The sequence below is a fragment of the Streptomyces sp. NPDC096323 genome, assembly GCF_040302845.1.
Classification (GTDB): Bacteria; Actinomycetota; Actinomycetes; order Streptomycetales; family Streptomycetaceae; genus Streptomyces.
Genome location: NZ_JBEOSI010000014.1, coordinates 68,223 through 94,217 on the forward strand (window position 1 = coordinate 68,223; position 25,995 = coordinate 94,217).

Consider the following 25,995-nt stretch of genomic DNA (forward strand, 5'->3'; position numbering starts at 1 on the left):
GCCATGACCGATCACCCTCTGCCCGGCCGCCCCTGCCTTCACGAACTCGCCGCCCAGCGCCGGCTTCCCGCCCACCAGCCGATGGACCAGGTGACGCTCGGGTGGATCAGAGACAACCGCCCGGCGAACTTCGACGCCACGCCCACCCTCCCACGGGCGGGGCACATGCTCGTACCGGACAAGGCATGGTTCGCCACCGAGCCCCAGGCCACCGGTGTCCACGGGGTCCGGCACAACGCCCGCGTCAGCCTCCTTGCCGTACTGATCGCCCAGGAGCACGGGCTGGGCGCCGACGACGTCGCTGCGCTCTGCGCTGCCGGCGCAGTCCACGACTGCCGCCGGCGCGACGACCGCACGGACCAAGGACACGGCCAACGCGCGGCGGCCTGGCTCCTGGGTCACGCCACCCACGTCACCCGCGCTCTGGGCCGTGATCTCCCGACGCCCGCACTGCACCGGGCGGCCCAGGCGATCGCCCTCCACGACGTGCCCCACGACCAGTTCACCGCGGACCAGGAGCGCGCCTACCAGCAGGCCCCGCACCTCCCCGACGTCCTCAAAGCAGCCGACTGCCTGGACCGCTACCGCCTGCCCCTGCACCGGTGGTGGCCGCAGACGGCCCAGCTGCGCATCACCGTGCCCGGCTGGCTGCCGCCGGCCGCCTTCGCCCTCGTCGTACGCAGCGAACAGGCCGCCCTCGACGGAGCCGACGACCAGCACGCCCTCACAGCAGCCCGGCGCTCTCTCACCCCTCGCCCATAGGAGACCTCTCGTGGACACCGACCTCGACGACGCGCACACCGACTACACCAACCCCCGCCCCCGCCCCGTCCCCGCCGGATGCACAGAAAACGAGGAGGACTGGCTGCGCCACCTGCTGCACGACACCCCCAACGGTCATCTCCTCGCCCGCAACGCCATGACCCAGACGCTCACCAGCGGCCGACCCATCCACCTGATGCACACCACGACAGCCCTCGACGCGATCCGCGCCAGCGGCCAGCTCTACGCCTCATCCGGATGTCTGCTCGCCGCCCTGTACTGCGCACCGCTCACCGAAACACCCAACGGGCTAAGCCCGCACAACCTCGGCGCCTACCTGCTGGAGACCAAGCCCCACACCCGCACCCTGATGATCGAGATCACACCCACCGCCCCGGCACCGGCCAAGGGCATCGACTACCTGCGGCTCGGCCAACTCCACCTGAACACCTACCTCGACCACCGCAGCCTCCTCACCGAAACGGAGGACCTTCAGCTGCGTGAACGGGCGCTGCACCGGATCCGCGAGGCCGCCCCGTTCCTGGACATAGCCCTGGCAGGCGCCACCGGACACCACACACCACCGGGCACATTCGTGGACCAGCTCGCCGCCGCCGTGCGCAGCCTGCCGTTCCTGGGCTACGTGTACTTCGAGGTGCTGTCCGAGTACCTGATGCTCCACTCCACCAGCACCGAGACGAAGACGTTCGAGGAGGTCGGCGAGATGAACAACCGCCTCTACAAACGCCTCGCGTTCAACGCGGTCAGCGACATGGACAAACTGTTCGACTTGTCACGGTTCCACCCCGGGCACCAACAACTGCACGACCTTATCGCCGCCATTGAACCCGCACTCGCCGCCGGCACCGCGCGGTACACCCGAGACCGCCTCTCCCACCTGCTCACCGCACTGGCTCTCGACTCCGGCCAGGACGCCACCACCTTCACCTTCCGCGACCACGACTTCGACAGCCTCGCCAGGACCGCGCCGTCCCTACTGGGGCAGACGCTCTTCCGCGAGATGCGCGCCCTCCGGCGCTACCCGCAGCTCTACCTCGCCTTCGAGCAGGCAAAAGCCCTCAGGGCCTGGACCTACTGGAACGATCACAAGATCGCGACACCGTTCAACGGGTTCCTCCCGAAAGGCGAAATCGGTGTCAATCCCGCGTTCCCGGCCGACCGCAAGGTGTGGCTGGCAGAAACTTGCGAGCGAGGGCTGCTCCACCCTGTCGAACAGCTCGGTGTCACCTTCGTACCGCGCATGGCCGACCTCGGTATGACCGCCATGCGCCGCGACGCCACGGGGAAGGCGGCCGGCCACCCCGTCGCCGCCTGAAGCTGTTGATCATCCACGCCACCTCCGTGTCGGGAGGGTTAAGGCGATGGCGCCGGGCCCATGGCCGGGGCGCCGCGGGGGTCAGCGTTCGGGCTTGGGTGGCCGCTGCATAGGACACGGCCTAAGTCGACGGCCCCCGCAGGTTTCTGATCTGGTCCAGAGCCGGCGTCTGGGCCCCCGACGAGACGTTGGGGGCCAACCGAACGCTCGCCGACTTCCTGGACGAGGTCCTGACGGTCAAGCGCACCCAGCCCGGCGACGATCTTCTATCCGAACTCGCCAGATTCATTGGGCGCGGGTGCGGGTGGGTTCAGTTGCTGGCGTGGTCGTCGACGGCCCCGCTGGCCCGCGCGCAGGTTAGACTCGAACATATGTCCGAAGAATTGGCGTCGTCGAGGTTGGACCAGCTCCGCTTTCTGGAGCGGGTCCGTGAGCAGGATCTGGCTCGCGCCCGCAGCTGGCGGGAGGCCGAGGAACAGCGCCAGGCTGAGGTTGCCGCGCGCTTGCCTCCGCCTCTGCCGCCAGACTGGGTGGTTGAGCAGGGCATCGGTCAGGGACGCCGCATCGTCGCCGTACATCAGGGGTACTGCCGGCCGACTGGTCCCAGGGTGAGGCCGGTGGGCGCGGATGAAGCGCGGCGCCTCCTCGACGCGGATGCCGGGCTGGCGTGTCAGCTGTGCCGTCCGGACACCGAGCTCGGCCTGCCGTGACCGCCGTGGCCGCTGGTGACGTCAGCGGGTCCTTTCTGGGGGCCGTGTGCGATGTCTCGCGGCACGCTGCTCTCATGCACTCGCCCTTTGCCGTCGCGCTCGCGAGAGCCGTCGATGCCCTGTCGGCGAGATGCCGCGCACGGCACTGCCTGCCGTGCGCGGCATCTTCCTGGCGTTCAGGTCAGCACGAGGAGACGGACGTGTGGACCAACTGGAGAAGCTCGCGGACCAGGCCGCCGGCCAACGCGGCAGATGCGGCGTAGAGCGCTGCTTGCCCAAGGCCCTCGACCAGGCGGTGGCGGTTGCGTCGCGGCTTCGGGGCGGGGCGGTGCGTACGGTGGGACATGACGGTCTCCGTTCAGGGGATGAGTCGGCTGCCCCCGCACCGCGTGCTCCTGGCAGGGACACGGTGCGGGGCGCAGTTTCTGTTCCCCCAAGCCTTATGGCTGACGTGCGCTGAATGCAGCTTCCAGGGCTCGAATCTCGATGTAAGTTCGGCGCCATGAACGGGAATCAAGCCACCACGTGGGTCGAGGGAACGTCGGCCGACCTGGTCGCTGACGCGCTCGCGATAGGTGTGAAAGCCAGTCCTAGAATGGTGACCTCCTGGGTCGAGGACGGCATGCTCGCTAACCCCGAGCCGCGCAAGACCAGCGCGCACGGCAGCGATCCGCGGATTTTCACGCCTGAGCAACGCGAGTTGTTCACCAGACTTCTCGAAGCCCGGGAGCGCTCCCCGCTAGGGCGCGTCCCGCAACGCTCCCTGATCCGCGTCGTGCTGTACCTGTGGCTGATCGACGACACGATCGTGCTCACTCCGCAGGCGCGCCGAGCCTGGCGTACTCACGCGCGTGCCACCGGGCAGACGGTTGCCGTCCGGCGAAGCCAAAACGTCCGCGCCATCATTGAGCAACTGGCCCATCCCTCAGCCACCCTCAAGCAGCGGCGTGCCGCCCAACTCGTTATTGAGGAGGCCGAGCGGACTGGGCGGATGGATATCGACAGGCTGACCTCGGTCCTCACAGCGCTGAACTCACCCTGGCCAATCCAGCCAGGTATGCCGAGGATCGAGCGAGCCCGCCCGGGCCCGTTCGGGCCGATCTCCGTCCAGTACCACATCGCCATTTGGAGGGCGCGCCAGCAAACAATCCGCCGCCTCCGGCACGAGGACATCGACGAAGCCGAGCTCGACCGAGTGCGTGCCGCCTACAGACCGGAATGGGCCGACTATCAGGCCCGAAGACCTGCCTTGGCGACCATCGGTGCTGGTGAGTTCGCGGCGTACTTCGCAGAGCCCGACACGATGGAGGGCCGCGCGATCGAAGCGGTCGATGCCTTTGTGTCAACCCTCGCCGGCGAACTCGGACTGATCGAAGCTGCGTCCCATGCCGCAGAGACGGCACGCCTCAGACTGGTGCGCTAACTCCACTGCCGACTAACAGTCCCGACTGCCCGCCTGACTGAGCGTCTCAGGGTGTGTTGAAGGGCCACGGGCCGGAGTGTGGAAGCCACGCGGCCTCGTAGCCATGTGGACGCGGCTCGCAGGACTCTGTGTGCCTGTCCAGCGTGCCCGTCATGACCGGCGACGCCGCTTCGCGAGGCGCTCGCGCCAAGCGAGTCTCCAGCGACGCCGCCGGCACGGACTCTCACCCTGCTCCGGCTGCGCTTGGGGTGGCGGAGCGATCCTGTCAGGCTCCAGACCAACCTTGCCCGGGTGTACGCAGGCCGGCACCCCCTCGTGTGTGTAGCGGTGTCCGTTCTCCAGATGGAACGGGCATTCCCAGGAGGGTGCGCTGTAGACCACGAATTGCTCGCGCGGGTACCGCGTGGCCGGGCAGATTCCGCACACAGGCCACTTCAGGTCTTCGCGATCCGGATTGATGAACGGCGGTCCGGCGGGGTCCGGGATCTTCATGGCAGCCAGAGAATAGCGTTACCTGGTTCGTCACAAGGCCCGAGCCGTAGCAATGAGACCGTGAAAATTCGCAGTTCGCCCGAGGCAGACAGGAAAGAACGCGGAAAGTCTGGCCAACGCGGTCGAAGGCATGTCAACGTAGACGACCTTGCAAGAAACTCCAGGTCAGAGAGGTGATTGCCTGTGACCGTTGCGCCCGTCGGCCCTGGTTTCTCCACCACCATCGAAGCTCTGCGGCCCCGCGAATGGCAGCTCGGCCCCGGGCGGCCCGCGCTCGTGACAGACCAGTTCTCAGCTGACGAGTTGCACCTGATCGTGGATGACCGTGCCGACGTGCACGTCAGCTCGAAGGACGGCCGGTTCTATCTCGGCTGGTTCCCAGGCGGCCGTCCCGGCGCGGATGGTGAGGGATGGGCGATCGCCGTCACCGGCACGGCCAAGGTGCCCGGATACCGCCTGTCGTTCGACACTGAGACGCCGGCGGACATCGTCGCCGCCGCTGTGGCACGTGTGCTGGAGACCTCACGTCGCGTATGACCGCACTCACTCGGAGAGCTGGTCCGCTGCCAGCGGTCGGCCGTTCCATCGCTCCTCGCTTCCCCTTCACCAAAGGAGGCTGTTCGTGACGTCCCCGGAGATGACCGTCGGCGATCTCATCGACCTGCTGTCCGGCTGCGGCCGCGAAGCTCCGGTCCGCCAGGCCATGAACCCGTTCTTCCCGATGGCCCACCGCCTGGCGCAGGTCGTCCAGTCGGTGGACGAGACCGGCCGGACCATCGTGTACCTCGCCGAGGGACGCGACACGGACGCGCAGCTCGGCCATCTGCCGCCCGAAGTCGCCGTCCACCTGACCTGGCAGGGCCCCGTCCAGGCACCCCCGCGCCGCCCGCGCCGCCGTGCAGGCAGCTAGACCCGCACCGAGCCCTTGGAGGCGCCCCTGTACCCCCAATACCCCCTCGACCCGTCCACCCCGCGCGGCGCCCCGCCCGCGTTCTGGGTCGGTCCTCGGCACCTGGCCGGTGACGACCGGCGTCTCTACGACAGCGTTGCCGACACGCTCTCTGGTCTGGGCTGGACGAGCCTGACGATCGTCCGTGGCCGGCATGAGCTGGACGAGGCGCCGGAGGACCGCCAGGTCCTGCGCAGCACCGTCCTGCACATCAGCCCCGACACCCTGCGCTGGGCGCAGTGGAGCCTGGCGGATGAACCGTTCCGCCTGGGAGACCTGCCGATCGCCTGGCAGATCTCCGCTCGAACGGACACTGACAGCCCGCTCGCGGCGTGGTCGTCCTATTTCACCACCGACGTCCCCGGCGAGGCCGTGGCCGACTACCTCGTCGCGCTCGACGCCCGCGATCAGCCCGCCGTGCCGTATACCGGCCCCGCGGCCGTCCTCGACGCCGTCGCGGCACACGGCTGGCTCCGCGACATCGACCAGCCCCATGCGGGAGCGACGGACCCGACGTTCACCTCGCACATCAGCCTCGGCGAGGTGCCGCCCCTTATCCAGGACGCGGATCCCCGCGCCCTGACCATCGACGCCGACGAGGCGGGACCGGCCGGATGGCAGGCATGGGCCGAGCCCTCGCTCGGGGCCCCCTGCCTGTGGGCGGCATCCTTCGCCGCCAGCGTCCCGCACGACCTCATCGCCGTCTTCGCCGCCTCCCTCAGTTCGACCGCACCGGTCCTGCGGCGCCTGCTGCCCGAGGCCACCAAGGAGCGACTGCTGCGCTCGCCGGCCTAGCATCAGGTGCCCTGCGATCCGTGATCCGACGTAAGAAGCCCGGTCCCCTCGAACGGAAGAAAAGGGGGCGCCGGGCTTTTGCGTTCCTGTCCGAGGACAGGACAAACACCGAAGTCGGCAGTGCTTCAGCTGTAGATCGCGATCTGCGTGGTCTGCAGTGGGCTGGCGCGTAGGGTGCCGGGATGATTGCGATGCCAAAGGAGTTCGCGCAGAGCACCGTCGGCCGTGAGGGGGAGACCGGGGCTGCGTGGCTCGCCGAGCTCCCCGGGATCGTGGCGGAGTTGATGGGGCGCTGGGAGTGCGTGCCTGATGGCGAGGTCATGCATGGAGGCGTTGGCGTAATCGTTCCCGTACGGCGGCGGGCTGGGGAGGGCGCCGTGCTGAAGGTGTCTTTTCCGCATCCAGGCAACGTCCATGAGCCGGACGCATTTGTTGCGTGGGGCGGGCGCGGTGCCGTCCTGCTGCATGAGCGTGACAGCGAGCGGTTTGCGATGCTGCTGGAGCGAGTTCAGCCCTTGACTCTTGCGGATGTTGAGGACGGTGACGAGGTAGCGGCGGTCGCCGGGCGGCTCAATCGGCGCCTGGCCATTCGCGCACCGCGCGGCCTGCCCCGACTGAGTGAGCAGTCCGATGCCTGGGAAAGGCAGCTACGCTCGGACGCCGGAGAGATGAAACATGTCCTGCCGCGGCAGGCGCTGGATGCCGCCGTGGCGACCGTTCGGGAGCTGGGACGTTCCCAGCCGGACACCCTTATCCACGGGGACCTTCATGCCCGGAACATCCTGCGCGCCGACCGAGAGCCGTGGCTGGCTGTCGACCCCAAGGGATACGTGGGAGATCCTGCCTACGACGGCGGTACGCTGCTGAAATCCCGCGCGCTGACGCTCCTTGAAGCAGATGACCTGCGCAAGGCGGTTCGCCGCGTCTTGGACGTCTTCACCGAGGCTGCCGAACTCGACCGTGAACGCGTTCAACGGTGGGCCCAGTTCCACGCTGTCCAGGCCGCATTCTGGGGCCGCCGTCACGGATTTCGTGTCGCACGTAGCGGGGCACGGCTTGACCGGCTCACCGAATTCACCGACCGGCTGGCACAGGTGCTGACCGAACACCCCTAGTGAGTGGCGGTTTGATCAGACCCGGTAGGCGAACGGGTGCGGCGACCATTGATCATCGTGAGTCGTGCGGACTGGGAATGCGGATCATCGTTCAATCCGTCTCACTCTGGGCGTTGGCCGCTATGGGCATGGCCCTCTTCGCGACCGCTGGTAACGGACTCGCTACGGCGTTCGCGTCCCATCTCGCCGCATGTGGCGCGTCCCAATGAGAGCGCCCGGACGTCCGCCACACAGCACTGCTGCCCCCGACCGATGGAATCCGGTTCGGGGGCAGCAGCGTTTCGGGCCGGTCAGCTGGCCGGTGTGGCCTTGGTGAGGGCCTTGTCGAGGTGGCGGTCGACGAGGGTCGGGGAGCCGGAGACGATCAGCAGCAGGCTGCCGTCACGGATCGCGGTCTGCTTAACCACCATGCTCCGGCCTCCGGTGGAGAACGTCAGGAGCTGGCTCCACTGCTCGTCGCCCAGCCCACGGGGCGCGGGCAGCTTCTGTGAGGCCATGTCGATGGGAGTACCGCCGGCGATGACCTGATAAGTCGGGCAGCTGGTCATGGCGTCGAAGATCCGGCCGATGCCGTGGGACAGCTTGTCCGCGCTGTCGCTGTACAGCTCCTCGGAGACCTCTGACGAGCTGCCTCCGTAGGTGAAAGCCGCCTTCGCCTTGCGCGGGAAGCTGAGCGTGCCTCCGATCGCGGCGTCGCCGCCCAGTTTGCTCAGCGCTGGACATCCGATGACGGAGGCATCGTCGTGCTGATCGGGGCGCTCCGGCTTGCGCAGGAAGCCCTTGCCCAGGTCGCTCTCGTTGAGCATGCGCGTCGCCAGCACGACCGACGAGAGCAGAGGAGCCTGCTGGGCGGTGTCGGCCTGCTTCTCGGTACGGGCGGACGGTGCGGAGTTGGACGTGGTACCGACGGTGTCGGTGGAGCAGGCCGGTACGGCGAGGAGGGCTGCGGTGATGCCGAGGATGCTGGTGGCGACGCGAACGCGCATGACGGAACTGACCCCTTGGTTCTAGGTGACGGGTGGTCAGTGCGGGCCCATAGGCCCGGTGGGGTAGTAGGAGTGGTGGTCAGTGCCCGAGGTGGCGCAGGCAGTCCTCGAACGTGGCGTGCGTCGAGTCCGCCGGCCCGCTGTTGCGGTTGTACCAGGCGGTGTCGAGGCGGGTCTCCTGCTGCTGGTGTCCGGCCCGGCAGCGCAGCCAGATCTGGTCACTGGTGGAGAGGATGAGCCAGTCCCGGTATGCCTCGCACTCGGCGCAGGCGACCATCTCGCCGTCGAGGACGAGGGGCTGCTTCCACGGCATCATCTTGCCGTCGAGCTGGTCGTGGCTCGGTACGCGCAGTTCCGGCGGGAGGAAGTCATCGACCAGCGCCGCCGGTTCGGTGGGCTCAAGCTCGGCCGGCGGCACCCCGAAGCCCTCCGGGACTTGGTTCTGCATCCGGGCAAACGCCTCGGCGAACTGGCGCTGCGCTTCGCTCGGTTCCTTGGCCCTGCGTCGCATTCGGTGAAACATGCTGGCGTCCTCCCCTTGTCTCGTCCTGCTCGCGTCATGATCGTGCCCCATACCCCTGGCGGTTTCAATTCACAAAACCCACAGTGCATTTCTGCAGGCCATGGGTTTCCTCGCTTCCTCGGGTGGGGCCGCTCTGGGCAGCTTCATGTGAGGTGGACTGTCTGCCGTGGCACACCGTGACCTGTCCCTATTGTCGGCGGCAGCGAGTTCCTGGGCTCGGAGTTGGGGGTCCGACAGGCATCGGACACTGGCCATCGCGTCGCCGCGAACTACGCGACTAGCCGTGCGGAGTCCACGAGTGCCTCTGGCGCGCGGGCGCAGTCGCACGGGCGGCGATCGTGTCGAAGGAGTCTTTGCCTCCCTGCCCTTCGCGTGGTCATCAGCACGAACAGAGGCAGCGCGCCGACTGGGGCATCACGGCCGATGGGCCAGCCTTTCGATGACCGCCGTCAGCGAGGTATGGGTGTCGTCTCGTTCACGTCCGCAATGACACCGCGTACTCGGTCGATATCTGTAGATATCGATAAAGGCTGCTGGCGGCGGGGTGTTGAGGCGACAGGGATGTGAGGCACATTGTGGCGGGAGCCCGTATTGAGTGTCGGCTCGTCCGCGACAGCGCGTAACCTCTTGGTGTGCTGCTGACATATGTCGATGAGAGCCACTCAAGCGGGGTGTACTTCCTTGGGGCAGTGCTCTGCCCGGAGGCCGAGGCGATACCCCTCACCGAAGCACTCGATGCGGTGGTGTCCAAGGCCGCTCGTGCCTATGAAGGGATCGAGCCCGAGACCGAGTTGCACGGGTATGAGATCTTCCACGGCAAACAGGCGTGGGAGCCGTTGAGCCGTATGGTGCGGGCTCGCGTTGGCATCTATGCCGAAGCGCTCCAGGCCATCGCAGACAGCGACGTGAAGATCATTCTGACCGGTGTGGACCTGGTGGGTCTCCAGCGGCGCTATGGCTCAAACCATGATCATCCGCACTCCATCACGCTGACCCATCTATTGGAGCGCGTCGACGAGTTCGCAAGGCGGGAGAGCCAGCTGGCTCTGATCATCGCGGACGAGTGCGAGGGGCAGGATGGATACCGGCGCGAGCTAAGGCAGTATCGAACGACTGGGACTTGGGGATACAAGCCCAGGAAGATCACCACGGTGGTGGACACCATGCACTTCGCATCTTCTGCTGCGAGTCGGCTGCTCCAGGCAGTTGATCTGGTTGCTTTCCTGTGCCATCGCATTCACATGGTCGCGGACTCGGACCCGAGGGCCAAGAAGGCCAATGCTGAACTCTGGGAGAGAGTGGCACCTAGGGTCATCCACCAGCGCGTTTGGTACCCCTAGACGCACGAAGACCCCGCTCGTTGGCGGGGCCTAAGGCTGGGCGGGCAACCGCTTCCGCAGCTACCTACACGTAGAACAATACCAGGGTTCGGCCGGTTCGGGGAAGAGGGTATGTCGTCAGCAATGCCTCTGACCTGCGGCTTCTTGATCGAGATGTGCGTCTAACGACTTGGTTTCGGTTCATGCGCTTGAGGCTGCTGCCGGCTCCGGCAAGGTCGTCTGCCAGATCGATGACCTGGCTCTGTAGTCCTTCGTTCGCTCCGCGGTAGACAGCCGCCAGGTTCTCCTCGGTCAGCTGGTTGACACTCTGTGCCAGGTCGCGGTGCCAATGCCGTGAGGCGACACGGCCTGGGCGTGCTGATCGCTGAGCGGGACGGGCTTGATGCTTCCCGACTGTCGGAGGGCCTCCGGGCCCCCGCCTCGCTTTCCGTCGCACTCGACGTCCGCCTCGACAGCCGGGCCACCCAGGCGAAGCTGCGTACGAGATTGCGCGGCGTCCACGAGTTCCTCTGACGCAAGGGCACAGTCGCACGGGCGGCGGGGGCTCACCGTGTGTTGCCGGGTGTCTCTTCACCGGAACGGCTACCAGCGGTGGTGGTTCGGGACGCAGCCGGGTGTACGGTCGCCGGGTTGCTTACCGTGCGGCTCCTCGGTATCCCGGTAGCGTCGGCCGGCAGATCTGCCCGGAGCCGCAGTCGCCAGACCAGGACGTCACTAACGGAGTCCGCGGTGTCGAGTTCCCGACTCTCCACGGCGTCGGACAGGAGCGCGGCCGGGTCGTGGCCGGCGGCGTCGGCTTCCGCGATGGTCGCGGCCAGGGCGTACCAGCCGGGTTCGGCGAGAATTTGCTCGGCCAGATCCGGCAGCGTTTCGCGCAGAAGTACCGCCTGCCGTTGGAGCACAGGCCGGCTAAGGCGTCGGCCGCGCTGGTAGAGCACACCGAGCGGCTGGGCGGCGGACTCCTGGTAGGCGGCGCGCAGGTGCTCGGCGGCCCGGGCGGCTGCCTCAGCCTGCTGGGCGTGGCCCTTCCTCGCGTGCCAGTGGGCGGCGGCCGTAACGAGGAAGAACAGCATGTCGATCGCCATCGCGGTGGTGGCGCCGTCCTCACCCCGGCCGAGGGCCGGGCCTCCGCGGACAAGGTCACGCGCGGTCTGTCGCAGGGCTCGGTCGTGCCCGCGTACGGCGCGAACGTGGGAGCGCGAGACCCGCTCGAAGGCTGTTGCTGCGTCGCGGAGTTCGCGACGGGTGTGGGCGGCTGACGTCTTCGCGAGGGCGTCCAGGACCTCACCGGCGGCGGCGATGTGAGCGGCGGCGACGCCGTCGTCGCCGTGCTCGACGACGAGTACGGCCTGCCACGAGGCCGAGGCAGTCGCGCGGCGGGCGGCAGCGGGGGACGTGGGCCCGGTGGGGACCGCATCCTCCTGCCCGGAGGTCGGATCGGTCCCGGTCTCGCCGGACCAGCGCTCCCGGATGCGAGGCAGCGAGAGGTCGGGGGCCAGGCGCGCGCCGGGATAGAACACTGGCTCGCCGTCCTTGTTCACGTCGTCGGGCAGAGCGACCTTGTATCCGAGGAGGTCGCCGGAGGGCGCGGCACGCTTCCGTACCAGGAGGCCGGCGGCGGCGAGCCGGTCGAAAAACTCCTCGTCGCTCGCAGCACCGGTCACCGCGCGCCTGACCGTTTCGCGCAGTTCTTCTCGGGCGGTGCGCTCGCGGCCCTGGCGTTTGGCCTTGTGCCGCTCGGCGCTGGTGGGCCGCTGCGCGGCGGTGCCATCACCGGGGGCGACCTGGTGGAGGTCGAGCTCATTCTCAATGAGTCGGGCTTCGGCCTGTGCCCGTTTTCCGGATCGGTGATGGTCGGGGCGTCGGCCGTCTTCGCGCACGAGGGTGGCAACGATGTGGATGTGGTCGTCGGCATGGCGTACGGCGGCCCAGCGGCAGCCTGCGCCGTCGTTCGGGTCGATCCCTGTAGCGGCGACGATGCGACGCGCGATGTCCGCCCATTGCTCGTCGGACAGGATCGGGTCGTCGGGTGCGGCACGCACCGAGCAGTGCCATACGTGTTTGTCTGGGCGCTGGTCTGCGGCGACGAGATACAGGGGTTGGTCGAGCAGTTGCGCGAGGTCCTTCTTGGTAGCGGTCGCGTCGCGTCCAGGGTCAGGCGACATGCCGTCAAAAGAGGCAACGAGGTGCGGGTCGACGTGTTCTTCGTGAGTGCCCTTGCCGTAGAGGTAGTGCAGCAGCCCCAGGGTGCGGCTGCCCTGCTTATGGACCTGTGGAATCAAAGTGCCCCGTCCGGTTGCTGGTTGGCCACTCTGTTTGCAGCGGTCCTCACCGCGTCGGCCGCGCGGCGGACTTCGGCGATCACTTGGGCCAGGTGGGGAACGTCGCCCCCGGAGTTAAGGATCTTGGCAGCCTGATTGAGGTTGCTGCCGGCCCAGCCGAGCTGCCGCCTCATTGCGAACAGTTCCGTGAGCACATCGCGTTCGGTGGCGATAGTGACGGCGGTACGGGACTGGTCGCGGGCCGTGGCCAGCCCGGCGTAGGCGAGAAAGCCGGCCACGCTCATGCCGACGGAGTCTGCACCAGCTTGGATGAGGGCGAGTTCTGACGAGTTGAGGCGGACGCTGTGCGCGCGACGCTGCTTCTTGTCGCGCGGACGCGCTCGCCCCCTCGGCCGCCCCGAGCGGGCGCTTGCTGGCTGCGATCCGCCCTCGGTCGCAGCTTTCTCGACTGGCGCCCCCTGGTGCCAGTCGATCCCCGCCACCCCAGGGGCGGGGCCTGGTTCGGACGCTGCCCCCTGGGGGGAGTGTCCGAACCTCCATCTTGCTCGCCCCGGGACCGAGTTGGTGTCAGGAGCGGGTTCCGGGGTGGTGCCGTTCCGGGGTGCGTTCATCATCGAAATTCGGACCTCGTGGAGCGGGCGCGGTGCTGGATGGTTGCGGCCAGTGCGACGACGTCGGCCGGCCCTGAGAGGACGCGGACGGGTCCGTCGGGTCGGGCTTGGACGAGCCATTGGCCGGTCGGCGTGAGAACTGCAGCGTGCAGCAGCCGTCGGCGGACCAGCACATCCGCCCAGGCACTGGCCTCGGCGGCGGTGGGTTCGGACGAGCGAGGGGTCACGGTGTGTCTTGTCTCCCGGAGCGGGGGCGGTGGCCCGGCACGGAGCCGGGCCACCGACGCGGATAGGGGGTGGTGAGCTGGGCTTTGCCGGTTCAGCCGCACTCAAGGCAGCGTCCGACGTGGCTGCTGAGCGCCCGGGCCATTCGCTGTTTCGCCGAGGCCGCCTGCTTCGCGCTGGACTTCGCCGCCGGCCTGCCCTCGTACCGCTTGGAGTGAGCGAGCAGGTAGCCGATCTCCCGCTCGTACTCCCCGCGGACGATGTTGAACTTGCGGCAGGTGTTCATCGGGCGGTGCTCCTTGCTGTTGTGGTGTCGTCGCTCCGCAGTTCCTGGAGGACGAGGGTGATGCGGTCATTCCGGCAGCCCGTCAGGCCCTCGCGGCGGATGATCTCCCGCAGCTGGACCCGAGTGACGGACTCGTTGCCATCCCGTGCGAGCAGGCCGGAGACGTGGGGACGGACCGTCCGGACGAGCTGGAGCTCCGGCAGGTCCAGCTCTCTTGGCTGTCGCTGCGTCTGAGGGGCACGGGACCGACCCCGCTTCCCCTTGTTCTTCGGCCGGGGCTTCGTGGTCGGCTTCCGACGGAGAGGGGACTTGTGTCCCCGGTCCCCGGTGGGTTCGGTCCCCGTGTCGGTGGTGGTCGGTCCCCGGTCCCCGGTGGGTTCGGTCCCCGTGTCGGTGGTGGTCGGTCCCCGGTCCCCGGTGGGTTCGGTCCCCGACTCGGCGGCAGTCGGTCCCCGGTACGAATCCGGGCCTTGAGCAGGCACTTCCTGCATGGGGTGGTCGGTCCCCATGCCTGCGGTGTCCGCCTGTGTCCCCTCCGGCTTGGCGGGACCGGTCCCCGGGACCGCGCCAGCTTCTGGAGTCTTGGTCCCCACGCTGGTCCCCGCGTTCTCGTCCTCGGTCCCCGGGCGCTCCGGCGCCTTCAAGGTCTCGACTTCGGGGACCGGCCCTTTCACGTTGCTCGGTCCGCGGGCCCCGTTCGACTCGTCGAAACCGTGGGGACCGTCCACGGGGACCGCTGTAGTCGACGTCGGATGAGGGGGGACGGCGGCTGCCGATGCGGGGCTGGGCTCCGGGGACCAGGGAGAGGGCAGCGGGACCGTGGCAAGCGCGAGTGCGTGCCGTCGTGCGGCGAGCTGGTCGAGCAGCCGTGTGCGCTGCAGCGGGTCGGTGCCGACCGAGGCCCTTCCGACCGCTTTCGACAGTCGTCGGGTGAGCCGCCGCCCACGTCGGCTCCGCTGCTGCTGGGGTGTGCGCTCGGCGAGCCTGGCGGCGAGGGTGACCGCGCGGGAGGTGGCTCGGTCCCGGGTGATCTGAGCGGCGTCCCGGTCTCGCGCGGCGATGCCAAGGCGGGACAGCACCCTTTCGCGGGCCTCTCGGCCCAGGACGGCGATCAGCCCGTGGGAGGCGGCACCAGGGGTGCGCAAGCGCAGCTCGATGCCCATGGCGAGGTGCCACAGCATCGCTGCCATGACCGGCCCGACGAAGGCCCGGACAGTGCCGCCGACGGGGCCGCTCTCTGCGTAGGCGGGGATCACCTGCACGCCGGTGATCACCCAGACCAGCGTGCCCGGCAGGCCGGGGGCGCCCTGAGTGGCCAGGTTCTGCCGGGCCATCAGCGCGGTGGCGAAGAGCGCCAGTTCGGCCGCGGCGAACATCATGATCCGCTCGGCGGTGCCGGCCATGTCGAGGTAGTCGGCGGCGAAGCGCCAGCTGGTGTCGGCGCTGTAGGCGGTGCAACCGAGGGCAGCGAGTGCTGCGACCTTGACCGCCGGACCCCCGAGACGCTTCTGCGGGCGGCCTCCCCGGCGCCCGAGCGTCCAGGCGGTCAGTACGAGAACCAGGGCGGCAGGCACGACGGCGGCGAGGAGGAGACGGAGGTCCGGAGCGACACCGAGGGCCAGGACGGTGTGAGTCATGCGGCCTTTCCGAGAGAGGCGGGCGTCGTAGCCGACGCTGTCGGGCGGTGTACGGATTGCTGGGTGCCGGGCCTGGCGGGCGCGGGGCCGCCTGCTTCCAGGGGGGTGTTCTTACGCTTCTTCTTAGGCCGTGGCACGCCGTAGGTGCGGTCGCGGTCGAGGACCTTGTTGGCGGACTGCCGGAGCAGGTCACGGGCGTGCTTGCGGCTGATCTGCAGCGCGGCGGCGAGCCGGTACGGACTCCAGCCGCGGACGTAGGCGTGGTCGATGACGACCTGCCGCTCGGCCTCGGTGAGATGGACGTCGCGTCCCCGGAAGAAGGCCGTAACACGCCGGTAGTCGAGGCGTTGAGCCAGACCGTCGTGCAGGGGACGCCGCTCGGCCTCGGTGAGGCCGCCCCAGACGCCTTCCTTGAGGACGTTCTCCAGGGCGAAGTCGAGGCAGTCACGTCGTACGGGGCACCAGCCGCACAACTCCTTCGCCTCTGCGATGTCTTCGTGGTCCCGGGGGCCAGGGAAGAACACCGCCTCGGCGTCCTCGATGTCCATGCCGTGGCACGCACCGCGGGTGTGCCAGTTGGTGTCTCCGATGCCGCGCAGGCCGCTGGGCGGCGCGTCGTGGGTGGTGATGTGGCGCAAGGGGATCTCCGATGTGCTGCCGCGTCGGACGCGCGGGCCGTCGGGGCGGACGCGGCGTCGGGTGCCGGCTGCGGCGCCAGAGCGTGCGCCGCAGCCGGGGCGGGACGGTGGTGTGAGTAGGGCGGTGCACCGGACAGCGGTGTTCCGGTCTTGCGCGCAGGTCAGGCCACGGCGGGCTGCTGGACCTGCTCGGCCTGCTGGGTGGTGGCGAGTTCGAGGCGGCTGGGATGAGTCGCGCACGGGGCGGTGCCACGGGCACCGCCGTCGGGACCGATCCTCCGGCGGCGGCACGGCTCACCGGGCTGTGCCAGGCACCACCCGCACGGGACACTCAGGGCGTCGGCCTTGCCCTGCGCGACGGCTGCCTCGCGTGCCGCTCGGGCGGGCCGGTAAGGCGCGAGGGCGGATCGGGCGGCGGGTGGTATGCAGGAGCCGATCTCCCGCAGCCTCGCTTTCAGCCGTGGATTGACCCCGTCGCGACCGTTGGTGATCGCTCGGGCCTGGGCGGGCTGTGCGGTGCCGGTGGCGACGGCGTGCCGAGTGCCGACCAGTTCGGCGGTCCAGGCGGCCTGGTCGTCCGGATCGGCGGACGGCGTCGGGTCGGAGTGGCGTGCCAGGCGGTCGCGCCGGTAGCTCTCCCACGGTCGGGCGATATCCGCCGGCAGGATCGGGTACGGCGAGGTGCGGATGTGCTGACGGGCGGCGACCAGGGCGTCCCAGCCGTGCGGGGTGGCCGGCGGCACGTCGCCGAGCAGCGCGTGCCACTGGGCTAGCTGGTCTTTTGCTTCGCCCTGGTCGGTGCGGATGGTGCGGGGATCGAGACGGCCGATGCAGGCCAACAGGGCGGCGATTTCACGGCGGTCCATGGTCAGCCCTCCGTTCCGGTCGGCTCGTCGAGGGCGGCGAGAAGCGCGGCGGCGTGGGCCTCGGCCCGCGTCATCCCGTCAGGTACGGCGCTGCCCTTGCCGCCGGGTACGGCGTGGAGGTTCGGGCGACCCGGGGCGTGCTCTCGGGCGATCCAGGACTTCCAGTCGGCAGCCCAAGCGTCCGCCGGCCGCGGCTTGAAGTCGGCGCGGTAGGCACGCCACTTCTCGTCGGCGATCTGCAGGCCCTGCTCGCCGAGGCGGTCGAGGTGTCCCTGCTGACGGAGCCATGCGTGGGTTGCTGAGTCGACCCGCCACTCGGCAGCGGAGGTGACGGCAGCACCACTACTGCTGTACCTCCGGTTCAAATCAGGTTCACTACGGTTCTGTGTGCCGGTGGCCGGTACATCGCTGTGCCGGTGGCCGGTACGGCGGGGTGCCGGTTTCCGCCTCGACCTGCCGGTTTCCGGTACTGCCGGTTTCCGGCCCCTCACGGGGGATTCCGGCACCTCACGGGGGCGGATTCCATACCGCCGCAGCGCCGAGAGGCGGAGCTTCGCCGGAGCGGCGGGCTCGCCGAACACCGCCGCGTCGTCGCCGTCCTCCTGCTGCTCTTGCCGGGCGTGTATGACGGCCTCGGCTGCGAGGGGCAGGCGGTAGACCGTGCTGCGCTGTGGTCCTACGAGGTCGTCGAGCTGTTCCAGCTCGCCGGCGAGGACCAGGCGCTCGACGGCTTCGCGCACCGTGGAGACCGAGGCGCGCGTGCGCTTGGCCAGGCTGGACAGCGAGGCCCAGGAGATGCACTGGTCGTCGGCCACCCGGTCGGCGATCGAGAGCAGGACCAGGCGCGCGGCCCCTCGGCTGGAGCTGTGCTCCCACACCCACTCGCGGGCATCGGCGCTCATCGGCCGCTCCTGCTCACTGGGCGGAGTCGGTGATGTGCCGGGCCTGTGACGGTTCGTTCCGGCCCGTGACGGGACGGAACCGAGACGGAGGCGACTGCAGCGCGGGCCGGGTAGATGGCCCTTTTGCGCAGGGCAGGAGGCATGCAAGAATCCCCTTTGCGGTATTCCCACGCTGAGACGCCCCGTGGAAGGGATCAGCGTGGTGAAGGTGGGCAGCCCGTCCTTGCCGGGGCGATCTGCCGTTTGCAGTCGGCGTCCGAGAGTTCCCGCTCTCGGACGCCATTGCGTTTGGCGGGCAGGTTCCCCGCGGCCTCCTCTTTTTTGTTCCTCGGGCTCCGTGGTGGACGGCCCGGTGAGCGACGACGAACATACGTAGAGCGCCCGCTACAAGTCCATGGTTGGTTCTACAACGCTGTAGTACTCGCGGGGCGGTCCCCTTCGCGGGAAGCGCTGTGCGATGGACGGCCGCGCATGGAGAAATAGTGTGGACATGCGGAGGGGTGGCCTCCAGCCCGCCTTCTAGAAGTTACGTGATGTACCGTCTAGAGGCAAGGGGTGATCGGGTGCCGTCCACCCCAGCTGACCTGCGACTTCGGGAGGCCGCCTTGCCGCCACGCCGCTTCGACGGTGCAAAGCTGCGAACCGCACGTCGCGGCGCCGACCTGTCGCAGATCCAGGTGGCCCGGGGCTTGGGGCTCTCGGCTCACGTGGCGGTGGCGAGGTGGGAAAAGGAGGAGCGGTTCCCGCCGGCTGAGAAGCTGGTGGCGATCGCTTCAATTCTCGGCGTGGCCGTCGACGTCCTGTTTCCTCGCGAGGGCCCCTGCGACCTGGCTGATCTGCGATGCGACGCGGGATACACGCAGAGCGCTGCTGCCGAGGAGGTCAAGGGCCTCAACAGGTTCGCTCTCGGTGACGCGGAGGGCGGGCGCCGACGGCTGGATGGCCACCTGGTCGCGCCGCTGGCCCGTTTGTACGGTGTGAGCCCGCACGAACTGCAGGCCGCGCAGGACCTGAGCTTCGGCGTGCCCGCGCCCCTGGGTGCGCCGCCGCAGCCACCGCAGCTCGCGGAGAAGCTGACCGGGCTGGTGAACAAGGCATTCCGGGCCGGCGATCCGCCACCCGAGGTGCTCGCGGACGCAATCAACGCGAAGGTCGGCACCCGGATCACGGCAGAACAAGTCGCCGCCCTGCGGGGTGGGACCCCTGCGGCTGATGTCTTTGCTGATGGAACTGCGGCAGTGGCACTCACCGGAATCGCCGCATTCTTCGGCATTTCCGAACTGTTCCTGGAGGACACTGCCGACGTGGAACGCCGCGTTCTGGGAGACCTTCAATTCCTGGCGGCCCAGCACGACATCGCTTTGGCCGCGCGTGGAGGGGACGGCGGCGTGTCGCCAGCAATGCTGGCCGTCCTCAACGACCTAGTGGCCCGCGCCCCTGAGTAGCCCTGATCCGGCAGGGCACGCGGTTGCCGGCCTAGGCTGCGGATGCTCACTTCGATCGCGAGCGGCTACTCCCGGGCCTCTTACGCCGGGTCGGGTTGCCCCGCCCGCTCGTGGAGGGTGCGTACTACCTCCGGGGTGACACGGACGTACACGTCGACGACCAGAGCGAGCCAGTACGCCTCCGCTCGGCTGTTCGTCAGCGGCTTGCTCGGGAGCGCCCGCGCAGGCGAGGGGGAACGCCGGCCGACTTCTGCGCTCGTCAGGGCGGCTTTGATCCAGTACGCCTCAGCGGCGGGTTCGGGGTCGTCGTGAACCTCGGCCAGGTACTGAGCGCAGGGCAGAAGCTGGGGCGTGGCGTAGTGGCGAAGTTGTTCTACCGCGTCAGCGATCTCCTGCGTGCGCCGGTCGAGCCGCGTGTCCAAAGGAGCCCAGACACGGAATGTCTCGGTGAACCGCGAGCCCACCGGCTGGAACGCGAGATGCGGGAACTGGTCAACGAGGTCCGACCACAAGGGGTACAGGCTCTGCAGGGTCCGCCAAGCCGACCAGCGATCAGAGAGCACGATTGTCGAGGGGATGGCGGCGCCGACGGCCCAGAGAAGGGCGACGGTGAGCGTCACGGCATCAGCGACGGTGCGCATGGTGGCCGCGCTCGCTCCGGTGGGGGCCCACACGGTGATTATGCGCAACGCAGGGTAGACCGTGTAGATCAACATAGCTGCCGACATGAGAGACAGCCCGATACGCAGGGACCGGTAGTCCGCACGCCGGCTTGCCCTGGCCCACTGGAAGCAGGCGGTCGCCGCAGCTGCGGCGAGATAGACGTACGCGATGGTCAGGAAGAGGGAGGCGCCCCACTGCCCGGCATGGTCCGTGGTGAAGTCGGTACTCGGCTGTGATCGGTCCACCGCCGTGAAGAAGAGCACGACCAAGATCGCCAGCCAGGCGAAGGCAAAGCTGTGAGCGATGCGGCTTACCCAGGCGCTCACAGCCACGTGCCTGGGGGTCGCCGCTCTGTCTGGTGGTCCGTAGGCGCCGATGATGTACTTCAGCCCGGCCAGGATTGCAACCAGCGACGTCGCGTACTTCAGTAGGGCCGACAGGTCGGTGATGGGCGAGTGATCCAGCGCGAACTTCACCGGCGGAACCCGGCACCACAGAGCAGCCGCGAATCCGGCGCAGCACATCCACAACGCCCGTTGCAGCGGATCGCCGTGCCGGAGGGAGGGGAGTCGCCACAACGTGGTCGCGGTCATGGCGATGGGTGCGGCCCAGAGCAGATCATCCAGCATGTCTCGCCCTCACCGGCCCCGAAGCTGTCGGCGTTGCCGCGGACCGAGAGGACGCGACAGGCTGGCCTCCAGCCGGCTGATCAGGTCCGTCCCGGCAGCTGACGCCTGCACTCGACGTTTGATCAGATAGGCCGAGAGCTCCGCCTCACGCTCGTCGACGGTGTCATAACGGGACCGTGCGTGGACGACCTGGCGTCCGGCTCCTGCATCGATGGCCAGCCGCATCGAATCGGATAGCTCATGCGGCGTCGAGTCCGTCGGCAATCCCGCGCCATGATCCAGCCACTCATGCGCCAGCTCATGCAGAATCGTGTGCTCAGTCTGGTGCGGAGTGGGCCTGGGGCGGTAGAGCACATACGTGACGGAATCCGTCCTGACGCGCAGCCCGCATGCGGTCCGCAGGTCTCCTTGGAGGTCGTCCACAGGCACCAGACGGATGCGTCGTCCGCGGGCGGTCTCGATCGACGTCACCAGCGCGGGAATACTGAACGGATCTGGGAGCGGCAGGCCGGCGAGCTTCCCTTCGCACGCCTTGAGCAGACCATGCATTTCGCCCCGCAACCTCATTTTCCAGTACTCGCCTTCAGTCGGTATTCACGTCGATCTCGAACCCAAGGCGGTTCAGTGCAGGAACAAGGGCAATGCAAGCGTGAGCTTCGCGCCAGGTGACGATATGCGGGCCGCCTGGGTGTCATGCCAGGGGGGCCACCCATATTCCGCTTCGCCTGGTTTGACCCGAGAGGGTACGTTGCGGCCGGGAAGGCTGCGTCAGTGGAATCGCGCCGACCGCGTGTGAGGCGGACCGTGGGGTGGTCTTGGGTCTACCCGAAGCGTGGTGTGCGGAATTCGCCATTTCGTCCTGGGTGTGCCCGGCGAAACGCACCTCTAAAAGATCTTGCCGTCACGAGTGCTGGCCGAAGCTCATCAGCTCAGTGCTACTGAATAGCGCCCGCCGCGATGCCGGAGCCAGGAATGTCCAGGCGGCCGCCCCGGGTGCCGAGGGTGGCCCGCACCAGCCGAAGGTCACTCGGAGTACGCACGTGGCGGGCCCTCAGCTCGCTGACGACGAGGTGTGCGGCAGAGGCGGCACCGGCTGGGGTGCGGTCGAAGTGCGCGTCCCACCACGAGAGCACGGGAAGGAAATCGTGCCACCCTCTGGCGGTCATGGCGGAGAGTTGATCGGCATTCCTGTCAGTGCCATCCCGGCTGTCTGCGAACACGGCGACATCGTCTCGCGGGCTGACCATAAGGACGAGTTGGCCGTCGCCGTGGTCGATGGTGAAGCCGGCATCGTCATCCCCCACCAGGGCCTCAAGGTGCTGACTCCAGGCGCGGAGAAGTGTCTCCAGGGCGTTCTGCAACTGCGCCCAGCTCTCCGCGACAGGGGTCGGCGAGGGCGGGAGGGAGGCGCTTCGCTGGTAGCGCCACAGGTACGGGAGACCCTCACCTCCGCCCTGTATGCCGCGGGCGGCAGACGTCCGGAACCTCTCGGACTCGGCGGCTTCGAGCGTAGCCGTCCTGCGCGCGCAGAGCCACAATCGGCCGTCACGACCCGCATCCAGGACTACCGTGTGTGACTCTGCATGCCACCGGACGTTGGGGCCGTCGACCCCGCCGGCGTACTGCGATGGCGCCCCCAGCTGCTCAACGAGCTCGTGCAGCACCTCCCGCATCACGTCCCCCGCCGTGGAGTCCGGCATAGAACGAACTAGGCCCCGACCCACCCCTGCGGGTGCCATCCGGAAATCCTCCTCCGACGGCTGGTGCAGTAGGCGCCGAGCCAAGGACGAGAGCGATGGCTCGGCCAATGCAACTGTCTTCATAGGGCAACCATGCCGCAAATGCGCGCCTGAATAAATACAGTGTGACGTAGGCCGCATTTATCGGCCCTGGATTCACGGTGCGCTGTGCGGCGGCTTTGCGGGCGCTTGCTGGAATCTCCAGTCTGGGGGATGCGGCTCTCTCTGATCCGTGCGGGTTGCCGTTTGAGGGGGGAAGGCTGTCCGGGGTTAGTAGGTCTCCTTGGCGTCCGTATCAGAAACTGATCGATTGTTAGCTGATGGCCTGTCGGAGAGGATCTAATGTCTCTTGATGCGCCAGACTTGCTAACGGTTGAGCGGTTTGCAATTTGCCCGCGTGTTGTCTGCCCAGCACTTATGACCCTGCCCTGCTTTGGTGACGCCCGTTCAACGCGTCTCCAGTCATGGGGGGTTGAAATTGCCCACCGATGGCCAAGGGCGGATGCCATGGAGGTCTCCAGGTCTCCGACCTCGTTTGTGGTGCACCCTTCACTGAAGCTGAGAGCGGGCGACCGCCGCCGTCTAAGTTCGCACTGCCACGCGCTCGCCCGGAGCTCCCGAAAAGACATGTCCGCATCGCAAACCAGCACGTCAGATCAGCCCTTGAGGCTGGAAGATGTCAAGCAGTGGAGCGGTAGCGCTTCTTGGCCGCCACGGAAGTCCACGGGGCGGTCTCCCACCACGAGCGGATGGGCGCGGCTCCACTGCCTTTGGCGAGCGATCCGTCGACTCGGCGGTCGGGCAGGCCCAGGAGCTGCTGCTCGATGGGGGTGAGAGCAGCGTCTTCCCGGAGTTCGGTGGCGGGGTCGTCGACGGGGTGGAGCCAGCGGAATCCGTACTGGAGCATCAGGGCGATGCGTGGATGGCCGGAGAGGTTGATGCCTCCGGTATGCCAGGTTCGGTTCTCGAAGAGGACGGTGTCGGTGCCGGTGATGTCGGGGGTGACGGCGCGGGCGGGTCGATGGTGCCGGCGGGGACGACAGGTTCTTCGGTGAGGCGGTGGCTGCCGGGGAGGAACATGGTCAGCCCGCAGTTGGGGGTGACGGGGGTGAGGTAGTGGGCGGCCTTGATTGCCATGCGGGGGGTGTGGAGGAAGCCCAGGTCGGCGGTGACGCCGTACATGTCGCGGTGCCATCCGTGGCGCTCGGGGACGCGGATGGTGCGCGGCGGCCCGCTGGGCAGGGCGATGAGGTGGGCCGACAACAGGTGGATGTTCGAGCTGAGGAGCTGGACGACGGTGGGCAGGACGGCCACGTTGGCGAGGAGCGGGAGGAAGGCACGGTCGAGGTTGAGGCATCCGCGGAATCCATCCTTCCCATCGCCACCTTGGTCGCGGCCCTGGGTGATGTCGCTGGCCAGTAGCCGCTCGGCGGCGATCAGGAGCCGGTCGCGCAGTTCCGGGGTGATCGCGTCGCGGACGATCGCGTACCCATCGCGTTCGAAGGTGTCGAGGGTGCCGGCGTCGGGGGCCACGTACGGGAGCAGAGTGCTCATGCCGGTATCTCCTTCGGGAGGTCGGTGAGGGTGGTGGCTAGCTGCCACAGGCCGGGTTCGTCGAGGCCGCAGAACTGTCGGAGGTGTTCCTGGGAGACGGGGCGGCCGGGGTCGCGGTAGCCGAGGACGGTGAGTCGAGGGCCGGGGTGGCGGCGTCCGATGAGGGCGTGGATGTCGGCGGGGTGTCCGCTGGTGGCCAGGATGATCGGCGCCCGGGTGCCGAAGTGGCGGGCGAACGCGTCCGGGGCGAGGGCGAGAGGGCGGGCACCGTCTTCGGCGAGGGCCGTGAGGTCGTGGACGTGTACGTAGCGCAGGCGCAGGCTGGGACGTTCGGCCAGCAGCCGCCGGGCGAGGTTGGTCAGGGCCTCGGCGGGCAGATCGCCGGCGGAGGCGAGGATCAGGTCGGGCTCGCCGGGGCCGGGGTGGGTCAGGTGGGGCCAGATCGCGATGCCGTGCCGCAGTTCCTCGTCGAGGGTTTCCAGTGGGTGGTGGACGTCCGTGTACTTACCGGCGATGACGATCGTGCACCCGTCGAGCTTGCGCAGGGCGAAGGTGAGGGCGGCGGCGGCGCGCGCGGGGTCGGCGGGGGTGAGGACGTGAAGGGTGGGGTCGCCGCCAGCCAGAAGTGCCGTAGTCAGGCTGGGGTTTTGATGGGTGAAGGTGTTGTGCCATCCCAGGCTGGTCAGCAGGTAGACCAGGCTGGGCAGCGGGGCGAGCCCGGCGTGCCGGCGCACGGACCGGTGCTTGAGCTGCTGCTGGATGAGACTGACGGAGACCGGCGCGAACGCCTCGTAGGTGGCGACGAGTGCGTGCCGTCCAGTCTCCGTGTAGCCCTGGGCCCAGGCGTGGCACAGCTCCTCGCTGAGAATTTCCACCGCCCACGGCACCGGGCGCCCGTGCTCATCGGTGAGGTCGAGACGATTGGAGGCCAGCTCGTCGGGGCTGAAGACGCGGAATGGTCCCTGCCTGGCGCGGGCCCGTAGGACCTCGGGGACCACCTGCACGAACGGGCGCCCGGCCGCGCGGGCGGCGACCTGGGCGGAGGCGGCGACGCAGCCGCGCGGCGCCGGGAGCCCGTCGGGCTCGGGCCGGGGTAGCGGGAGCGCGGGCAGCAGGTGCGGCCGGGGCCGGCCGCCGGGGGTGAGGAGCTGGGCTGGCTGGTAGGAGGCCAGCCAGTCGGCGAGCGCGTCGAACTCGGCGGGCACACCGGCCGGGGCGCGCAGCGGCGTCTTGTGGACCGCCGGGGTGCCGACGAGGCGAGCAGGTGCACCGTGGCCCTTGTCCAGGGTGAGCACCAGGACGCTCGACGGTCCGGGAATGCCCAAGGACTGGGCGGCGCCGAGCGCTTCGGCCAACGCCTGGCGGAGCTGGCCGATGTCGAGCCCGTCGCTGTAGACGGGTCGGTGACCGAGGCCGGTGAAATAGGCGGTGAGTTCGGCGCGGCTCAAGGTGGACAGCAGGCTCGGCCCGCCCATGCGCATCCCGTTGAGCAGGATGACAGGAAGGACGGTGCCGTGGTCGCCCGTACCGTGCAGCGCGCGGGTGGCGAGCCAGGAGGCGGCGGTCGTCCCGGTCTCGCACTCTCCGTCGCCGATCAGGACCACCGACAGCCGGTGGGGCGCGTCGAGGACGGTGCCCTGTCCGATCGCGAGGGCGGGACCGAGCTGGCCTCCGGTGTGCAGGTGGCCGGGGATCATCGGGGTGATCTCCCCGCCGATGTCGGCCCGGGGGAAGCCGGAGACGAGTTCGCGCAGACCGGCCTCGCCCTGGAAGAGGCCGGGGTGGGCGTTGCCGAGCCGACCGGTGAGGTAGGCGTGGGCGAGGGCGGACGGTCCGGCGTGCCCGGCGCCGTGCAGGACGTGCAGGTCGTTGCCGTCGGGGACGGCCGCCTGGAGCGGGCCCAACGCGGCGAGCATCCGGTTGACGGGCGGGCACACCCCCCAGTGCCCGGTGGGCTGGGGCTTGATGTCGGCCGGGGTCAGGGGCCGGGCCAGGAGCGGGTTGTCGTGCAGGTAGAGCTGGGCTAGGCAGAGGTAGTCGAGCGCGTCTGCGACGGCGGCCACCGATGCGTCTGGCACTAGGCGCTT

The 25,995-nt window shown here is 68.7% G+C and carries 26 protein-coding genes and 1 pseudogene; 11 read left to right on the forward strand and 16 right to left on the reverse strand.

Annotation, left to right across the window (positions count from 1 at the left end):
- Nucleotides 1-3: 3 nt before the first annotated feature.
- The 3 genes from ABTX18_RS32165 to ABTX18_RS32175 all read left to right on the forward strand — a co-directional run bounded on the left by ABTX18_RS32165 (nucleotide 4) and on the right by ABTX18_RS32175 (nucleotide 2,808).
- Nucleotides 4-762, forward strand: coding sequence for a hypothetical protein (locus tag ABTX18_RS32165; protein ID WP_352126327.1), 759 nt, complete (start codon nucleotides 4-6; stop codon nucleotides 760-762).
- A gap of 10 nt (nucleotides 763-772) precedes the next feature.
- Nucleotides 773-2,098 carry a hypothetical protein gene (locus ABTX18_RS32170; protein ID WP_352126328.1) on the forward strand — a complete coding sequence of 442 codons (1,326 nt, stop codon included), beginning with the start codon at nucleotides 773-775 and terminating at the stop codon, nucleotides 2,096-2,098.
- Between the two features lie 371 nt (nucleotides 2,099-2,469).
- Nucleotides 2,470-2,808: a DUF6233 domain-containing protein gene (locus ABTX18_RS32175; protein WP_352126329.1), complete on the forward strand. Its 339-nt coding sequence runs from the start codon at nucleotides 2,470-2,472 to the stop codon at nucleotides 2,806-2,808.
- 181 nt (nucleotides 2,809-2,989) lie between these two features.
- On the opposite strand, the gene ABTX18_RS32180 is transcribed toward ABTX18_RS32175, so the two are convergent.
- Nucleotides 2,990-3,154, reverse strand: coding sequence for a hypothetical protein (locus tag ABTX18_RS32180; protein WP_352126330.1), 165 nt, complete (start codon nucleotides 3,152-3,154; stop codon nucleotides 2,990-2,992).
- Nucleotides 3,155-3,310: 156 nt separating this feature from the next.
- Here ABTX18_RS32180 and ABTX18_RS32185 point away from each other — a divergent pair, with 156 nt between their 5' ends.
- The 5 genes from ABTX18_RS32185 (at nucleotide 3,311) to ABTX18_RS32205 (ending at nucleotide 7,582) form a co-directional block, all read left to right on the forward strand.
- Nucleotides 3,311-4,231 carry a hypothetical protein gene (locus ABTX18_RS32185; RefSeq protein ID WP_352126331.1) on the forward strand — a complete coding sequence of 307 codons (921 nt, stop codon included), beginning with the start codon at nucleotides 3,311-3,313 and terminating at the stop codon, nucleotides 4,229-4,231.
- A 675-nt stretch (nucleotides 4,232-4,906) separates the two neighbouring features.
- Nucleotides 4,907-5,260: an SPDY domain-containing protein gene (locus tag ABTX18_RS32190; protein ID WP_352126332.1), complete on the forward strand. Its 354-nt coding sequence runs from the start codon at nucleotides 4,907-4,909 to the stop codon at nucleotides 5,258-5,260.
- An 85-nt stretch (nucleotides 5,261-5,345) separates the two neighbouring features.
- The gene (locus ABTX18_RS32195; protein ID WP_352126333.1) at nucleotides 5,346-5,633 is read left to right on the forward strand and encodes a hypothetical protein; all 288 of its coding nucleotides are present in this window, start codon (nucleotides 5,346-5,348) and stop codon (nucleotides 5,631-5,633) included.
- A 15-nt stretch (nucleotides 5,634-5,648) separates the two neighbouring features.
- Nucleotides 5,649-6,467, forward strand: coding sequence for an SPDY domain-containing protein (locus ABTX18_RS32200; protein WP_352126334.1), 819 nt, complete (start codon nucleotides 5,649-5,651; stop codon nucleotides 6,465-6,467).
- Nucleotides 6,468-6,649: 182 nt separating this feature from the next.
- Entirely contained in the window at nucleotides 6,650-7,582 is a 933-nt protein-coding gene (locus ABTX18_RS32205; RefSeq protein ID WP_352126335.1) for an aminoglycoside phosphotransferase family protein, read from the forward strand.
- A 290-nt stretch (nucleotides 7,583-7,872) separates the two neighbouring features.
- Here the strand turns inward: ABTX18_RS32205 and ABTX18_RS32210 are convergent, their stop codons facing one another.
- A complete protein-coding gene (locus ABTX18_RS32210; protein WP_352126336.1) occupies nucleotides 7,873-8,568 on the reverse strand; it encodes a hypothetical protein in 696 nt (231 codons plus the stop codon).
- Nucleotides 8,569-8,647: 79 nt separating this feature from the next.
- Complete coding sequence (locus ABTX18_RS32215) at nucleotides 8,648-9,091, reverse strand: hypothetical protein (protein ID WP_352126337.1); 444 nt, start codon at nucleotides 9,089-9,091, stop codon at nucleotides 8,648-8,650.
- A 632-nt stretch (nucleotides 9,092-9,723) separates the two neighbouring features.
- Here ABTX18_RS32215 and ABTX18_RS32220 point away from each other — a divergent pair.
- Nucleotides 9,724-10,431, forward strand: a complete 708-nt coding sequence (locus ABTX18_RS32220) for a DUF3800 domain-containing protein (RefSeq protein WP_352126338.1) — start codon at nucleotides 9,724-9,726, stop codon at nucleotides 10,429-10,431.
- A 321-nt stretch (nucleotides 10,432-10,752) separates the two neighbouring features.
- A pseudogene (locus tag ABTX18_RS32225) lies at nucleotides 10,753-10,944 on the forward strand (dTDP-4-dehydrorhamnose reductase); the annotation flags it as partial.
- Nucleotides 10,945-10,976: 32 nt separating this feature from the next.
- Here ABTX18_RS32225 and ABTX18_RS32230 read toward each other — a convergent pair.
- The 7 genes from ABTX18_RS32230 to ABTX18_RS32265 all read right to left on the reverse strand — a co-directional run bounded on the left by ABTX18_RS32230 (nucleotide 10,977) and on the right by ABTX18_RS32265 (nucleotide 17,878).
- A complete protein-coding gene (locus ABTX18_RS32230) occupies nucleotides 10,977-12,713 on the reverse strand; it encodes a relaxase/mobilization nuclease domain-containing protein (protein WP_352126339.1) in 1,737 nt (578 codons plus the stop codon).
- Nucleotides 12,710-12,997, reverse strand: coding sequence for a mobilization protein (locus tag ABTX18_RS32235; protein WP_352126340.1), 288 nt, complete (start codon nucleotides 12,995-12,997; stop codon nucleotides 12,710-12,712). Before ABTX18_RS32235 ends, ABTX18_RS32230 begins: the two co-directional genes overlap by 4 nt.
- A 646-nt stretch (nucleotides 12,998-13,643) precedes the next feature.
- Entirely contained in the window at nucleotides 13,644-13,835 is a 192-nt protein-coding gene (locus ABTX18_RS32245; protein ID WP_352126342.1) for a hypothetical protein, read from the reverse strand.
- The gene (locus ABTX18_RS32250) at nucleotides 13,832-15,472 is read right to left on the reverse strand and encodes a hypothetical protein (RefSeq protein WP_352126343.1); all 1,641 of its coding nucleotides are present in this window, start codon (nucleotides 15,470-15,472) and stop codon (nucleotides 13,832-13,834) included. Before ABTX18_RS32250 ends, ABTX18_RS32245 begins: the two co-directional genes overlap by 4 nt.
- On the reverse strand, nucleotides 15,469-16,110 hold the full coding sequence (locus ABTX18_RS32255; RefSeq protein ID WP_352126344.1) for a WhiB family transcriptional regulator: 642 nt from the start codon (nucleotides 16,108-16,110) through the stop codon (nucleotides 15,469-15,471). Before ABTX18_RS32255 ends, ABTX18_RS32250 begins: the two co-directional genes overlap by 4 nt.
- A gap of 161 nt (nucleotides 16,111-16,271) precedes the next feature.
- Nucleotides 16,272-16,976 carry a zinc finger domain-containing protein gene (locus ABTX18_RS32260; protein WP_352126345.1) on the reverse strand — a complete coding sequence of 235 codons (705 nt, stop codon included), beginning with the start codon at nucleotides 16,974-16,976 and terminating at the stop codon, nucleotides 16,272-16,274.
- A 2-nt stretch (nucleotides 16,977-16,978) separates the two neighbouring features.
- The gene (locus tag ABTX18_RS32265) at nucleotides 16,979-17,878 is read right to left on the reverse strand and encodes a helix-turn-helix domain-containing protein (protein WP_352126346.1); all 900 of its coding nucleotides are present in this window, start codon (nucleotides 17,876-17,878) and stop codon (nucleotides 16,979-16,981) included.
- A gap of 563 nt (nucleotides 17,879-18,441) precedes the next feature.
- Between ABTX18_RS32265 and ABTX18_RS32270 the strand changes: the two genes are divergently transcribed.
- On the forward strand, nucleotides 18,442-19,323 hold the full coding sequence (locus ABTX18_RS32270) for a helix-turn-helix domain-containing protein (protein WP_352126347.1): 882 nt from the start codon (nucleotides 18,442-18,444) through the stop codon (nucleotides 19,321-19,323).
- A gap of 80 nt (nucleotides 19,324-19,403) precedes the next feature.
- Here ABTX18_RS32270 and ABTX18_RS32275 read toward each other — a convergent pair whose 3' ends face one another.
- From ABTX18_RS32275 to ABTX18_RS32300, 6 genes are all read right to left on the reverse strand, one after another.
- A complete protein-coding gene (locus ABTX18_RS32275; RefSeq protein ID WP_352126348.1) occupies nucleotides 19,404-20,615 on the reverse strand; it encodes an MAB_1171c family putative transporter in 1,212 nt (403 codons plus the stop codon).
- Between the two features lie 9 nt (nucleotides 20,616-20,624).
- Nucleotides 20,625-21,164 carry a hypothetical protein gene (locus ABTX18_RS32280; RefSeq protein ID WP_352126349.1) on the reverse strand — a complete coding sequence of 180 codons (540 nt, stop codon included), beginning with the start codon at nucleotides 21,162-21,164 and terminating at the stop codon, nucleotides 20,625-20,627.
- A 386-nt stretch (nucleotides 21,165-21,550) separates the two neighbouring features.
- Complete coding sequence (locus ABTX18_RS32285) at nucleotides 21,551-22,315, reverse strand: hypothetical protein (RefSeq protein ID WP_352126350.1); 765 nt, start codon at nucleotides 22,313-22,315, stop codon at nucleotides 21,551-21,553.
- Nucleotides 22,316-23,033: 718 nt separating this feature from the next.
- The gene (locus ABTX18_RS32290) at nucleotides 23,034-23,261 is read right to left on the reverse strand and encodes a hypothetical protein (RefSeq protein WP_352126351.1); all 228 of its coding nucleotides are present in this window, start codon (nucleotides 23,259-23,261) and stop codon (nucleotides 23,034-23,036) included.
- Complete coding sequence (locus tag ABTX18_RS32295) at nucleotides 23,261-23,908, reverse strand: phytanoyl-CoA dioxygenase family protein (RefSeq protein ID WP_352126352.1); 648 nt, start codon at nucleotides 23,906-23,908, stop codon at nucleotides 23,261-23,263. The genes ABTX18_RS32290 and ABTX18_RS32295 overlap by 1 nt, the downstream gene beginning before the upstream one ends.
- Complete coding sequence (locus ABTX18_RS32300) at nucleotides 23,905-25,986, reverse strand: phosphoketolase family protein (RefSeq protein ID WP_352126353.1); 2,082 nt, start codon at nucleotides 25,984-25,986, stop codon at nucleotides 23,905-23,907. The genes ABTX18_RS32295 and ABTX18_RS32300 overlap by 4 nt, the downstream gene beginning before the upstream one ends.
- Between the last annotated feature and the right edge of the window lie 9 nt (nucleotides 25,987-25,995).